This window comes from Candidatus Saccharibacteria bacterium (assembly GCA_016700375.1).
Classification (GTDB): Bacteria; Patescibacteriota; Saccharimonadia; order Saccharimonadales; family UBA4665; genus JAGXIT01.
Window position 1 is genome coordinate 856,607 of sequence record CP065016.1, and the last position, 14,028, is coordinate 870,634.

The 14,028-nt window shown below is 50.7% G+C and carries 13 protein-coding genes and 2 riboswitches; of the genes, 6 read left to right on the forward strand and 7 right to left on the reverse strand.

The window, feature by feature from the left end:
- Window positions 1-58 precede the first annotated feature (58 nt).
- The 5 genes from IPP75_04465 to IPP75_04485 form a co-directional block, all read right to left on the reverse strand.
- Complete coding sequence (locus tag IPP75_04465; protein QQS69145.1) at window positions 59-1,189, reverse strand: glycosyltransferase; 1,131 nt, start codon at window positions 1,187-1,189, stop codon at window positions 59-61.
- Entirely contained in the window at window positions 1,179-2,627 is a 1,449-nt protein-coding gene (locus IPP75_04470; GenBank protein ID QQS69146.1) for a sugar transferase, read from the reverse strand. The genes IPP75_04465 and IPP75_04470 overlap by 11 nt, the downstream gene beginning before the upstream one ends.
- Window positions 2,628-2,851: 224 nt before the next feature.
- Entirely contained in the window at window positions 2,852-3,982 is a 1,131-nt protein-coding gene (locus IPP75_04475; protein QQS69147.1) for a methionine adenosyltransferase, read from the reverse strand.
- A 36-nt stretch (window positions 3,983-4,018) separates the two neighbouring features.
- A riboswitch (SAM riboswitch) is annotated at window positions 4,019-4,137 on the reverse strand.
- A 132-nt stretch (window positions 4,138-4,269) separates the two neighbouring features.
- On the reverse strand, window positions 4,270-5,559 hold the full coding sequence (locus IPP75_04480; protein ID QQS69148.1) for an adenosylhomocysteinase: 1,290 nt from the start codon (window positions 5,557-5,559) through the stop codon (window positions 4,270-4,272).
- A complete protein-coding gene (locus tag IPP75_04485; GenBank protein ID QQS69149.1) occupies window positions 5,556-6,530 on the reverse strand; it encodes a carbohydrate kinase family protein in 975 nt (324 codons plus the stop codon). The genes IPP75_04480 and IPP75_04485 overlap by 4 nt, the downstream gene beginning before the upstream one ends.
- Before the next feature lie 60 nt (window positions 6,531-6,590).
- Between IPP75_04485 and IPP75_04490 the strand changes: the two genes are divergently transcribed.
- Both IPP75_04490 and IPP75_04495 read left to right on the forward strand, forming a co-directional pair.
- Window positions 6,591-7,937, forward strand: coding sequence for an O-antigen ligase family protein (locus IPP75_04490; protein ID QQS69150.1), 1,347 nt, complete (start codon window positions 6,591-6,593; stop codon window positions 7,935-7,937).
- Window positions 7,938-8,369, forward strand: a complete 432-nt coding sequence (locus IPP75_04495; GenBank protein ID QQS69151.1) for a GtrA family protein — start codon at window positions 7,938-7,940, stop codon at window positions 8,367-8,369.
- Here the strand turns inward: IPP75_04495 and IPP75_04500 are convergent.
- Entirely contained in the window at window positions 8,356-9,711 is a 1,356-nt protein-coding gene (locus IPP75_04500; GenBank protein ID QQS69152.1) for a hypothetical protein, read from the reverse strand. The two genes, IPP75_04495 and IPP75_04500, sit on opposite strands and share 14 nt — an antisense overlap.
- 66 nt (window positions 9,712-9,777) lie before the next feature.
- On the opposite strand from IPP75_04500, the gene IPP75_04505 reads away from it, so the two are divergent.
- The 4 genes from IPP75_04505 to IPP75_04520 all read left to right on the forward strand — a co-directional run bounded on the left by IPP75_04505 (window position 9,778) and on the right by IPP75_04520 (window position 13,005).
- A complete protein-coding gene (locus IPP75_04505; protein ID QQS69153.1) occupies window positions 9,778-10,293 on the forward strand; it encodes a hypothetical protein in 516 nt (171 codons plus the stop codon).
- Window positions 10,294-10,331: 38 nt separating this feature from the next.
- Window positions 10,332-10,551: riboswitch (cobalamin riboswitch) on the forward strand.
- A gap of 58 nt (window positions 10,552-10,609) precedes the next feature.
- Window positions 10,610-12,157 carry a hypothetical protein gene (locus IPP75_04510; protein ID QQS69154.1) on the forward strand — a complete coding sequence of 516 codons (1,548 nt, stop codon included), beginning with the start codon at window positions 10,610-10,612 and terminating at the stop codon, window positions 12,155-12,157.
- 28 nt (window positions 12,158-12,185) lie between these two features.
- Window positions 12,186-12,350 carry a hypothetical protein gene (locus tag IPP75_04515; GenBank protein ID QQS69155.1) on the forward strand — a complete coding sequence of 55 codons (165 nt, stop codon included), beginning with the start codon at window positions 12,186-12,188 and terminating at the stop codon, window positions 12,348-12,350.
- Window positions 12,343-13,005, forward strand: coding sequence for a nicotinate-nicotinamide nucleotide adenylyltransferase (locus IPP75_04520; GenBank protein QQS69156.1), 663 nt, complete (start codon window positions 12,343-12,345; stop codon window positions 13,003-13,005). Before IPP75_04515 ends, IPP75_04520 begins: the two co-directional genes overlap by 8 nt.
- Before the next feature lie 333 nt (window positions 13,006-13,338).
- Here the strand turns inward: IPP75_04520 and IPP75_04525 are convergent, their stop codons facing one another.
- On the reverse strand, window positions 13,339-14,019 hold the full coding sequence (locus tag IPP75_04525) for a thioredoxin domain-containing protein (protein ID QQS69157.1): 681 nt from the start codon (window positions 14,017-14,019) through the stop codon (window positions 13,339-13,341).
- Window positions 14,020-14,028 lie beyond the last annotated feature (9 nt).

The window sequence follows — 14,028 nt, forward strand, 5'->3', positions numbered from 1 at the left end:
AGGCAATCTAGCAAGTATCTACTTCTATCATACGCGCAGCAAGTGACCCTGGCAGCATTTATTTGACGTTTTTTATGCGCGAATGACGGCTGCGAAGACACTCCACCAGAAATGACTTTACGTTTGCGGCAAATTTTTCCTTCGAGAATTTTGTTGCATAGGCTTTTATGGCGGCGCTACTGTAGCTGCCGCCGTTAAATTCTTGCAGTGCTTTTGCAAGCGACGCGGCGGTATGTTTTTCAAAAAACTCTCCCGTTACGCCTGGCTTTACATAGTCCAACGCCCCGCCCGCTCGGTAGGCAATAACGGGCATGCCGGCTGCCATCGCTTCAACAGGGGTAATGCCAAAATCTTCGAGACCGGGGAAGATAAGTCCTTCTGCTCGACTAAACTCTTCTTCAAGCACAGTATCGCTAACCTTCCCAAGAAATGTCACACTTTTTCCTGCCAGGCGGCGCAGTCGTGCGTGGTCGGGTCCCGCACCAATAACCGTTAGCGGTATGCCAAGTTTTGTGCAGGCAACAACAGCCAAATCAAAGCGTTTGTAGGGCGTTTGCCGACCTGATATGATAAGCCCTTTCCGTTTGATGCGTGCCCGGTGTTTTTGAAAACGTTCATAGTAGACAGGGGGAAATATGACCGTACTCTCGCGGCCGTAGTACTTCAAAACCTCGCGTTGTATGTGCGTGGAGTTTGCAACTATATAATCCGGTCGTTGGGCTGCTTTGTAGTCCCAGCGCCGAAGCGGCTTCACAAACAGCCACAACCCGAAGCGCGCAATGGGGTCAAGCACACCAAACCCCGGGCGCTTCATATACTCTTCGTAGCGACTCCAGTAGTAGTGAGTCGGTGCATGGCAGTAATTTACGTGCAGGGTTCCGGGAGGTACTTTTATGCCTTTTGCTTCTGCGCCCGAGCTGCTAATAACAAGGTCGTAGCCGCTCAGCTTCAAACGACTAAAGTACACAATCCGAAGCATTGGCAAAAATTTCCGTAGCTTCCCGAACGGTTGCAGCCACCCCGTGATGACTTTGTTGTCTAGCCGCTTGCGCCACTGCGCAGTCGCGTAAGACGTATAAATGGGTGCCTCGGGAAAGAGTTTGTGCAGCTGCTCGACGACTAACTCGGCGCCCCCCCCTACCAGCCAGTCGTGCACAATAGCCACTCGCAGCTTTGGGCTACGCGTCATAGCGCGCTCCACGCCTGAACAAACGCTCTATGACAACACGGATTGTCTTGGTGATGATGACTATATCGAGCCAGAAGCTCCAGTTCTGTACATAGTAAAGGTCAAGCTTTCTTCGCTCATCAAAGCTCATGGCGTGTCGTCCCGATACGAGCGCGAGGCTGGTTAAGCCGGATTTTACGCTGAGAATGAGGTTCTTTTTGTCATACTGTTCCAGTTCGTAGATGTCGAGTGCACGTGGGCCAACCAGGCTAATTTCTCCGTGTACAACATTCCATAGCTGTGGCAGTTCGTCGAGGCTAGCGGTGCGAAGCAGCCTGCCAATGGTGGTGACGCGCGGGTCATTTGTGAGCTGGTCACCATTTTCACGGTACTGCTGGGCAAGTTCTGGCCTGCCCAACTTTGCAAAACCTGCCTCCGGAGACATATTGTTGTACGCCTGCTTCATGGTGCGAAATTTGTAGACGTAAATGGGCGTCCCAAAGCGGCTCATGCGTTTTGCTTTATAAAACACAGGTCCAGACGGGTCGGTGAGTTTTATGAGCAGGCCAGCTACAACCCATAGTGGCAGACTCAGTATAAAAAGGAGTCCACCAATCACAATGTCAGTCAGGCGTTTCAGTATGCGCCCCCAACCAAACAGCGCAGTGTGGTGTACGTGAATGACCGGTATGCTATTACGAAAGAGGTCCACGTCTATGTTGCCCACAAAAAGTTCACTATTTCCTGGCACAAACCGATAACTAATGTGATGTTGCTGGGCGTAGTCAAATATAGCCGCATTCCTCTCCTCATCTGCATACAGCTCAGTCTGGATGATATTGTGAATGTCTTTGGGCTTGCTACGAAGAAACGCCTCAAATGTATCAAAAGCCGGAACTGTTTCTGGTGATCGTTTGCCGTAGCCAACTACAGCAGCGATTTCGTAGCCAGATTGTTTTGTATTTGCGAGCGAAGTCAGGAGCTCGCGTGTCACCGGAGTTTTGCCAACTATGACTATGCGGTTCAGGCCAATACCAAAAGAGAACAGGGAAGTACGGATGATGCGGGCAATGTTGCGCAGAGAAAGCAGCACCACAAACGCGAGCCCGAATCCATAAATCGGCACGAGCTTGGCTGGGAAGATTGTTTGGAGACTCATGTAGTCCCAAAACACCATAAAGAGCAAGCCCACAAACGAACCAACGAACAGTCGACCTGCCTCAACAAACCGGCGTTCGTATATATTTGCGTTGTAGAGACCAAGCAGGGCAAATATGAGGATCCAAAAGGGAAGCAGGCTCGCAAAAATGAGCACATAGGTGCTGCCGTCCATGGGGTTTGCCACGGCGACATCACTTGCGCCGCGTATAACAAAGGCCGCAATGAAGCTCGCCAGCAAGGCCACGGCGTCGCCCACCACCAAAAAGAAGTTATACACCAGCGACGCATTGTTTTTCATCTATCAGTGATTTTACCACTGGTAACCCGAATCCCGCTAGGAAAAACAGAGGAGGCTACTAGCATGCTTGCAGTTCGTGCGCTTATTCTGAAGCACGTAAGGTAGTGGTAATAGACTTACCGCTACCGCGTACTGGAAGAAGAATGTGCGAAATGTGAGGGTGATAGTGGTTCTTTATCTGATTTTCCTAGCGGGATTCGGGTTAATGGTGAAACGGTACTGACCTAGGCGATTTTCTCCCAGGGCAAGTCGGCTTTGCCAAAATGGCCGTATGCGCTAGTTGCGCTGTAAATGGGACGGCGAAGGTCGAGCCGCTCGATGATTCCGCGTACACTGGTGTCAATGAGCTTGTCTTTGAACGCGTACAGTTCAGCCTCACTCACCGTGGCGGTACCAAATGTATCGATAGTTTGCATGAGTGGTTTTGGTTGGCCAATGACGTAGGCTAGGCCGACCTCGCACTTGGCAGCAAGCCCTTTGGCTACGATATTCTTTGCGATGTAGCGTGCCGCGTATGCACCGCTGCGGTCAACCTTGCTTGGGTCTTTGCCGCTAAACGCGCCGCCGCCGACCCGAGCGTATCCGCCGTACGTGTCGACAACAATCTTGCGCCCCGTAAGGCCGGCATCACTTTCCGGACCAGGTATGTGCCACAGTCCCGTGCCATTTACGACAATATTGTGCTCGGCCGGCAACGTAAATCCGTAGTGACGCAAAATGGGGTGAAAAACATGCTCAATTACATCTGCTCGTACTTGATCCGCGGTGAAATCCTCGTGGTGCGCAACCGCTGCAACCAACTTTTCGACTGCCACTGGCTTGCCATCTTCGTCATAGCGAATGGTCACCTGTGCCTTGCCGTCTGGGCGTAGCCACTTGAGTACCCCAGTTTCGCGGCACTCGTCAATCCGGCGAGTAAGTGCATGTGCCATGGCAATCGGCAGTGGCATAAGCTCAGGCGTTTCGTTGCAGGCAAAGCCAAACATCATGCCCTGGTCGCCTGCGCCGTCCACATCGACGCCCATGGCAATCTCGGGCGATTGTTGGTGCAGGAAGTTCGTAAAATGCGACTCGGTTGCAGAAAACCCCCACTTGGGATTAGTGTAGCCAAGCTCTTTAATTTTACTGCGGACGATCTTCTCGAAGTCTACTTTGGCGCTCGTTTTGATTTCGCCAAACAGGCTAATTTGGTTGGCGCCCACAACGGTTTCTATACCAGTACGCGCCTGCCGGTCAAGCCTCAATATGGCGTCCACCAGCGCATCACTCACGGCATCAGCCATTTTGTCTGGGTGCCCGGCACACACCGACTCACTGGTGAATAGCGTGGCGTCCCCTATGGTATTGCTTGTCATAAAAAATCCTTTCCGCGCAGGAAAGGAGTGGTCATGACCATATCTTTCCCACCATTACGTTAGTAACAGAGGCTAGATGAAGCACCGTTCTACTGAAAATAGATGGTTGCCGACGGGTCACCGCGCTAGAACGCTCGCCGTACTCTCGATATCTCACTTGTTAAGTACACCTAGTATAGCATTTAGCAGAGTTCAGACAAACAGGTAGCAGAAATGTAGCAAGGAACATTTTACAGACATGCGGGTGCGGACATCTGTGAGCTGACATCTGCTACATTTCTGCTCAATTAATATCGGTAGTGTTCGGGTTTGAATGGGCCGTTTTTGGAGATGCCGATGTATTTGCTTTGGTCGTCGCTGAGTTCTGTCAGCTTGCCGCCGAGCGCCTCGACATGCAGGCGCGCGACTTTTTCGTCCAACTCTTTCGGTAGCATGTATACGCCCACCTCATACGTTTTCGTCCACAGCTCAATCTGTGCAAGTACCTGGTTGCAAAAACTGTTGCTCATAACAAAACTCGGGTGCCCTGTGGCGCAACCGAGGTTTACCAGGCGGCCTTCCGCGAGCAGTATTATGCGGTGGCCGTCGGGGAAGGTAAACTGGTCGACCTGTGGTTTAATCTCGTCCCGCGTAACGCCGGCAGTGTTGATGAGCTGGTCAACCTGTATCTCTACATCAAAATGCCCAATGTTGCAGACAATGGCAGCGTCTTTCATAGCCGCCATATGCTCGACGGTAATAATATCTTTGCAGCCAGTGGTGGTAACAAAAATATCACCCTCCTTCACGGCATCTTCCATGAGCACAACTTCGTACCCTTCCATCTGTGCCTGCAGGGCGCAAATGGGGTCAATTTCGGTAACGAGCACGCGGCAGCCGTAGCTGGCGAGCGACTGCGCGCTGCCTTTGCCGACATCACCATAGCCAGCCACTACGGCGACTTTGCCGGCCAGCATAACATCGGTCGCGCGCTTTATGCCGTCTACCAGTGACTCTCGGCAGCCGTATTTGTTATCGAACTTGCTTTTGGTTACCGAGTCATTCACGTTTATTGCGGGTAGTTTTAACTCGCCTTTCTCAAGCATTTGGTACAGGTGGTGCACACCAGTGGTGGTTTCCTCGGAAACTCCCTTGATATCCGCAAGCAACTCAGGGTGTTTGCTATGGATAAGTCCGGTTAGATCGCCGCCGTCGTCGAGTAGCATGTTTGGCCCCTTACCATCTGTAAACGTCAGGGTTTGCTCGGCGCACCACCAGTATTCTTCCTCGGTTTCACCCTTCCAGGCAAAAACAGGAATGTTTGAGGCTGCTATTGCTGCCGCCGCCTGATCTTGGGTGCTAAAAATATTGCAGGACGACCAGCGGACTTCCGCCCCTAGCTCGACCAGTGTCTCAATAAGCACAGCCGTCTGGATAGTCATGTGGAGTGACCCAGCAATCCGCGCACCCTTGAGCGGTTGGGCTGCCTTGTATTCAGCTCGCAGGCTCATGAGGCCCGGCATTTCTTTCTCTGCAAGAAGAATTTCTTTGCGCCCCCACTCGGCGAGCTTTATATCTGCTACCTTATAATCGTTCATACACTCTCCTTTACGGGGTTAAATGGTGGCGGTGCGCCAAAAGTTTTTTCATATCGTTCTGCAAGTGATTCGAGGTCAAATGTATGCGTCTGCGTGCCCAGTGTTTCTATAGCAAAGCTTGCGCAGGTTGCCCCAAGCTGTGTCGCTTCGCGTAACGACCAGCCGTGGGCGTAGCCGTAACATAGCCCAGCTCGGTACGCGTCACCCGCACCGGTCGGGTCTACAACTTCACTGGCGCTGACGACTCCAATCTCAATAGGTTTTTCAACATCCCTGCCTTCAATTCGAGACCCGTCCGGTCCGTGCGTCGTAATGACCACTGGCACTTGCGCAGTGATTTCATGTGCCTCGAGCCCAGTTCGCTTGCAGAGCACAGCGAATTCGTAATCGTTTAGAACAAGCATCTCCGCTGCCTCTACGCCTGCCCGAATATCTTCGGCTGGCGCATTGCTAACCTGCTGGCCAATATCGTAGCACACTGACAGATTCATTTCGCGGGCTTCCTCTATTTGCTTACGCATGGCTTTGGGGTCGTGCGGCGAAATGACGACCAATGCGTTTTGCCCGCGCCAAGGTTCTAAACTGAGGCTGTCACTGTCGAACATTGCGCCCGGATAAAACCCACCAACCTGGTTTTGGTCGCGGTCGGTAATAACATTGAAACTCGCTGTCGGCAGTGTACTTTCGTGAATGTGGGCTATGTTTACCCCATGCCGCGCAAGCTTTTCCATGTACTCTACCGCATCTGGCCCGACCGAACCAAGTAGGTACGGTTCGTTGCCTAGTAAAGACAACGTGTACGCTATATTTGCCGCCACGCCACCGTACGTGTCACGCAAACTATCGAGAAAGATTGAAACGGACACGCTATCAAGTTTTTCGGCATGGAGATAATCCTCATACGAGCCAGAGAAACTCATAATCCGGTCTATGGCTATTGAGCCGGTCAAGACAATTGGTCGCACATTCATTGACAATAAGTATATCGGTCATCACGGAAACACCCAAACCCGCTGGTATACTAGGGGAATATGGATAGGGCAAAGGGCAAAGGGCAAAGGGCAAAGGGCGCTACCAGGCACCAGTCTGTCAAGCGCCACCTCGGCACCAGACTACCTGATTATGTTGTCGCTTTTGTGCTGGCGGTTGTCCCTGTGCACGCCTTGTTGACGGTATGGGCCTCTACGCTAGTTGGCCACTATACATTGCTGAGGCTTTGGCCGGAAGTGGCCGTCTTTGGTCTCAGTTTGTGGTTCTTGGCAAGCGGGCGCATTCACCGGATGTGGCGTGGGCTATCCAAATTTCACCTGGGATGGCCAATTCTTCTCTATATACTTATCTCCATTTTATATTTTGCCGTTGCGACCCTGCGCGGAAATGTCGGTCTGCGTCCAGCAAGCTATGGTCTGCTGCTCAGTCTTCGCCCCATGGTTTGGTTCGTGCTGGTCTACGCGGTCGCCCTTGAACGTACGTGGCTGGTAAGGCACTGGCAAAAACTGGTATTTGTTCCCCTTGCTATCGTCTCCACTTTTGCCGTGTTGCAATTTTTTGTTTTGCCACCGGATTTTCTGAAGCATGTGGGCTATGAAAAGGGCGTCACCATTGTGCCAATACAAACAATTAACCAGGACACCGCAACCATCCGAGCTCAGTCGACGCTGCGCGGCCCAAACCCCCTCGGCGCCTATGTGCTTTTTGGCATATTCCTCGTGTGGGTTTTCATGCGACGGAGGGCTCGTAAATATTTGCTGCTCGCGGTAGCCGGAGCGGCACTGTACCTTAGTTTTTCGCGCAGTGCGTGGGTGGGGCTGGTGGTGGCTGGATTGGTGTGGTTTGCGGTAAGTAAGCGGTTGGCGTTGAACACTCGGCCTGTGTTTGTATCCTCGGCAGTGGCATTGTTTGTGTTGTTCGCCGGTATTTTGCTCACCCAAAACAATCAGGGTTTTAAGAATGTCATTCTGCACATGAACGACAACTCTACAGCCTCACAGACATCAAATGAGAATAGGCTTTTTGCCCTTCGAGAAGGTGTCGAAGATGTTGTAACCGAACCGTTTGGCAGGGGACCTGGGACGGCAGGACCAGCATCGATGCTTGAAGACACAACACCTGCCCGCAACAGCGAAAACTATTTTCTTTCCGTTGGGCAAGAAACAGGGTGGCTTGGCCTCGGCATTTTCATCATACTTTGCTACTGGCTCGCTCGGGCCCTTTACGAACGGCGTAATACTTTTTCTCGGGCTTTGCTGGCAACCTTCGCCGGATTATCCGCGGTAAACATGCTCTCCTACGCGTGGGCTGACGTGACGTTGGCGTATATGTGGTGGGGTTTGGCGGGCATAGCGCTGGCGGGGGCTCCGCAGAAAGAACGTGCCTAGATGTTCGAATATCATGCGCGTAGTCTTGCGTCTCATATACCAAACCGAAGAGGCCTATTACAATTTATCTATTTCAACCTCGGGGGTGCTGCATTCTTCGTAAGTGGCTACCTAGTATTTTCTCTTCTCTATGGTCTATTGCACTGGCATTGGCTTGTAGCGAAGGGGATTGCCGACCTTATAGGCTGGTCGCTGAATTATCTTATCCAGCACTATCTGGCGTTTAGCGATGTGGCGCGTCAGCAGGGGCACAAAAAAGTGCTGAAAAAGTTTGTGCCGTTCAGTCTCTTCAATATCCCTATAGACTACGCCATTGTTGGCGGCCTGAAGTGGCTTGGTGTTACCCCGTTCCTTGGCCTCTGGATTTCCAGCGTTTTCTTCACCATCTGGAAATGGCTCTGGTACAAACACTGGGTGTTTAAAGTGAGGTAGCCGGAGCATTCTTTTTACGAGAGCGCCATGTCTGGATGGCTACAGCAATGGCAAGGGAAATGGTGAGCAGGTAGAAGGCGATAGCTATAGTGGTTTGTGGTTCTGGGGTTGCTACTTTTCCCGAGGTGTCCGTCAGACTATTCGCTATGAATAACCCAACTATACTTATGCATCCTAGGACGGCACTCGAGAATCGTGCAAGCCAATGCTTTTGCAGAGCAAGTGCAAACGCACCAACCAAGAGGAAAAAGACACTCGAAACCCATGGTGTTGTTACGTCTGCGAGCTCATAGAGCTGTACGAGCTTACCTGAATCTTTCAGGATGTATATAGGGAAACTCGTCGATACAACCACTCCAAACAATGTAAATGCGTATACATACTCGAGACGGAGGAGTTTTCCTAGGAAATCAGAGGTATATGTCAGCCATGTTTTTCGGTCTGTCAACCGTAGCTCCTCTTTGTAGAACATCACCTTTGCGGTGAAATAACCGCTGCCAATAAATCCAAGCAAACCTGCCAGATAAACCGGCGCATTGAATTGCCGCAAAACCAAGAAGTAGACAGCGACACCGAGAAATGCACCAATAATCCAATATTCGGGCATACGAAAGAGTGTTTGTTCGAGCTCTTTATCGTCCTTCACGCCGATTAAATCGTTGCCCGCAACGCTCATAAGGTCGGTGTAGGACTGTTTTGTTAGCGGTGTTAATGCGTTTTTTGCATAAACTCTAGGGAGTTCAAGCGCTGAGCCATCTGCTTTTTCTGCTCGGAGCAGCGTGGCATCTTTCAGTAAATAGAGAGGTGTATGGTATGCGTTCTTAAGGATGTGTACCTCATAATCCTCCTCGCTTCCGCTCTTAAGAAATTTCGGATAGTTTCCCTGAATAGAGAGCAGAGTAGGCTGATTCGCCGCTTTTTCGCGGAAAACTAACTCAGCTGCACATAAGCGTTCACCACGCACGGTGTGGAGCACAAACACTTGCCCATTCGCGAGGCACGACAGTGTTGCAAAAATTGCTCTTGCAGCCGAATTATTTGTTTTACCAATAGTACTATACGAAAACTGCATCTGGCCCCAGCCCTCAATATCAAGTAAAAATCCCAGGTCCGCAAGCGTAAGCGCGTATCGTAGCGCCTTATCGCTTTCTTTTTTTCCGAGTTCTAGGGTAGCAAACGGCTCCCCGCTACCAGTTTCGTTATCAACGCTCCCCAATCTCGCAAACGCATCTTGCTGGATAATTAAGTTGTCTTTTTCTAGAGGGTAGATATCTGTTTTTGTTATAAGCCGCTCTAGTTCCTTAAAAATATGTATAGGCGAAAGAGTATCTGTTTCCTTCACGTGCATCTCCTCTGGCGTAGTGTCTCACACCATAGTCTTATCGTAAAGTGTGACATAATAGTATACATGAACGAAAAGCAAACAAATGAGGTGAAGAACATATCTGATGCAAGTCAATCCCAGGTGAAACCAATGCGGCCGACCAAAAAACAAAAGGAACTACTTGCGTTCATAGAGCAGTTTATTGTCGAGCATGGCTATAGCCCCAGCTACCGCGAAATCATGAGTGGACTGAACTATACATCTGTTGCGACAGTAGCGCTCCATGTTGGAAACCTCATCAAGCGCGGTCATCTTATAAAGCGCGACCATAGCGCTCGCTCACTCGAAGTCGTTAACCCCAGCGGGCAAGCCCCAGCGCCATTGTTAACCAACGAAATCAAAGAGGCAGAGGAAAAGTGGCTCGTTAGTAAGGTTGAAAAACTGTTCGTCGATGCCGAGTCTCAGGCCGTACCAACACCCCAGCAGGTCGAAGACATTGCCGTCGTTCTCGTGTCGCTCAAAGTGCTCGGGCTTGAGGGCGTTGCCCAGAGCTTTGCCGCTCGCCTGACGACCCTGCGCACCAGCCTCCCGAAACTGTAGCATCACGTAAAAATTACTATATCTAGTGCCTGGGCTTGCGTGCTAGACTCTAGATAGTTTCTCAAAATTTACAAAATAAAATCGGAATGAGGTGAAAATCCTCAGCTGTGCCGCAACTGTAATCCATGTGCTCTCTTTGTTGAAAAGGAAAAAGAGCAGCCCGAGCAAAAATCACATTTTTTGCCCGGCGCGTCGAGAAAAAACGTAGTTTTGTCTCGAAACTGGTAAGCCAGACACGATTGTAAAGTCTTCCGAGCAGAAGCGTACACGCGTATTCGCGTATAGCTGCTTACTCTCGGAAACGAGGGTATTTTTTATGCACGAGCATGCACCGACATTAGACCGTGAAGCACCTGAGGAGGTGCTCTCTGCGGTGGAGGCAGAGTTACTAGGGGACTTGTCTCTCAGGCTCGCCCTATTAGAGCACGAAGCTGCGGCAAAAGCTGATGAGCTTGCACGGCGTGTTGGAAATGTTGCGATTAATTGCGAGCGAGAAGCCAAAGAGTCGACGCTGCATGAAGCAATACAGGAGCGAAATACTGAATTGATAGCTGCAAATGCACGTAGCGACGTCATTGAACGCACGTTTAAGGCTGGTCATGTCATGGAAGTGCGGCAAACCATAAACGAACGTGGCGATATTGAGCAGCACGGTCAGAGCAGCGAACAGACACAGGCAAACACATTGAAGTACGCAAACGCCAACCCCATTCTGAAACCGCGCACTCAAGCCGAAACGCGCAACGCATACTATATAGATGCGCTTCGGAGAGAGGGTTTGCTAGAGGAGAATTATGCTGTAGTCGTTTCGCTTTGCCCAAACGCTGACGACAGTACGCTGGACGAACTTGGCTTCTTTGCGTTCTCCAAATCACTGGTAATACAGGCTACAACAACCAAAGAGGGTGGCGTTACGACCGAATCTGCTTTTGTTGCGGGAGTGAAACAGGACGGGGAATCGCGCTATGACCATGAGGTAGCCGTTGCCTTCGGGAAAGAGTTTGGCGAAGATTGGCGTGGGCTCGATGATGCCGGTATCATCAGCCGCGTATTGCTTGTACCAAAAGAGTACATGCCAGATGGCGTCATCGACCTCGTAAAACTGTGGGATGACCTTGCTGGCGGCACATTTTTTGGCATGGAAAGGCCACGGCAAGATTATGTACAGTACCTCGAGCAGTGCAAAGAGCGTGAACGGCAGTTTGAGCCGACGGTACAGAAAATAGTTAATGAACTACTATTGCTCGCACCTGTCATTCGCAGTCCGCTTGAGGCAGTGAAACGTTTGCATGAAGTGTCCGAACGACACACGCTCGAGAGGGCGCTTGTGGACTACACTATAGATAGCAGAGTTTTTGGCACCAAAGCGGCCCTCGACCTCGAGGAGGCTCGATTCCACTATGCAAGAGGCAACATGCATCAGGTCCAGATGGCAATGACCAAGGCCCGCACCAATGCAGCTTCAGGCTCATGTCCGAGCGGTGTGTCTGGCTTGAGGGGGAAGGGTTCTTTGTATAATGAAGACGGTAGCTTGAAGACCCCTGAACAGATTGCCAAAGAAGAAGCCGAAAGTATCAAAGATGAAGATGAGTATGGCTCTTTGAACTTTGTCTGCAAGCACGGGCACCCCAATACCCGTCCACGCCACAAGCTTATACCGACCTGTAAGCATTGTGGCGTCAGTGTTGGTTGCGGTCCGAAGGTGGACGCGAAAAAGAAGCCGAACAAACATATTCCGAAAAGCACCGGTTCCTTGATTGCGCCCGTGTTCTGGGAAGTATCGAGTCTTGTTAACAAGGTTTCAAATAAATCCCCAAATACGTCTCAGCCGAAAAAACGCCAAGATTACGTTCTTGCGAGCTAACGCCAAACTATCGCTATAATGAATGTGTATGAATGACATTGACCCATACGCAGAAATGGTGAAGGAACGAGCTCCGGAGCTGTTTTGCGAAGTCTGCGGGCACTATCCGCTCGAGCCAGTACACGGTCACTTTGCCTGCCCAGCGTGCAAGAGCATTACCAAATGCTGTGAAGGGATGCCCCTTGATGCGTGAAAGCTCCGACCTTTCACGGTTACAGCAGGGAGATGAGGTGAAACCAACCTCTGTAAAACTGCAATCCCAGGTGAAACGACGTATCGGCATATACTCTGGCACCTTTGACCCAGTGCACGCGGGGCATATTGCCTTTGCGCTGCAAGCGGCACAGAAGGCGCAGCTTGACACTGTTATTTTTGCGCCGGAACGGAACCCGCACCGCAAACAGCACACCACCCATTTTGCACACCGGGTAGCGATGATTCGGAGGGCTATTCGTCCGTACCGTCAATTGGGCATCATAGAGCTTGAAGACAAGACATTTTCTGTGCTTCGCACGCTTCCGCGCCTGAAGCAGGCGTACCCGGGCGCCAAACTGGTTTTTTTGTGCGGTTCTGACGTACTGGGTCATATGGTAGATTGGCCACACATAGAGAGTTTATTGTTTGACGTAGATTTGTGTGTTGGGAGGCGACACAACGAGACCGAACAACAAGTTACTCACGCGGTTGAAGGGCTTCCCGTTATGCCGTCGGCCGTGACTATTTTTGAAAGCCATGCCGCCAGCGTCAGTTCGAGCCAGGTACGAGCTGCCATTCGTGAAAGGCGCGGCGTACGAGGGCTTCTGTTGAGCGTGAAGGTGTATGCGCAGCGCGAATGGCTGTATATATAGGCTCAACAGATGTAATACGCTGACAAAATCACCACGTGGCAGCTATTGACCGCACCATAAGTGGGTTGGTATAGTTGTGGTATCTTCTTTTGCACGGCGAGGTGCAAACAGAGACAAAAATGTTTACAAATTCTACAAAAACAGACAGTGTAGTTTGCTGTGAGTGCGAGGCACGTCGAGCTACGAGGAGGTTTCATGTCTATACCAGTTAAGCTAGCCTACGACACGCCGTCGTTGGTCCGGGTTCGAGTCAAACGACCCGGCTGGCAGCAGTACATACATTACTAACAAAAAAGGGCTGTTTTGCCCCTTTTTTGTTATGTCACCGCAATACTACTTGAAGTCTGTAAGTGCTTCGTCTAAAACCTTGCTAAACGCATCAAGATTAGGCTGCTGGCCGCTTAGGAGGCGGCTGCTGTCAATTTTTTTGCCATTCAGGAAGAAGGTCGGGGTCGACAGTTGCTCCTTGGTAGCCTTGAATTCATCAAGGTCAGCGTTTATTCGTGTATTTACAGCTGTACTCGCAAAGTCCTTTTTAAATGTGGTCGTGTTTAGACCAAGCTGTTCTGCATATTTTACAAAATAGTCCGAGAGCGGGTCTTTGCTGGCAACCCACCCGCTTTGACCGTATGGGTCTTGGTTTTCGTAAAGCAGGTCATGCATTTCCCAGAACTTCCCTTGCATATCGGCCGCTTCGGCCGCACGAGCACCGGCAAATGCATTTGGGTGTAGGGAAGTGAGGGGAAGGTTACGGAATTGGAACCGGACACGGTCCGCGTATTTTTCTTTAACCTGTTTTGTTACGGGGTAAAAGCTTTTGCAGGCGGGGCATTGGTAGTCGCCGTATTCGGTAAGGGTAACTTTGCTGTCGAGTTTACCAGCGAAATGACTTGTTGTTTTTGACTCGTTTCCCGTCTTGCCTCCTGGGCTATCCTGACTTTTGTTGTTCATGGCAATAATGCCGCCAAAAGCCACAATAATTATCCCGACAATAGCCCAAAATCGTTTATCCATACGTAATCC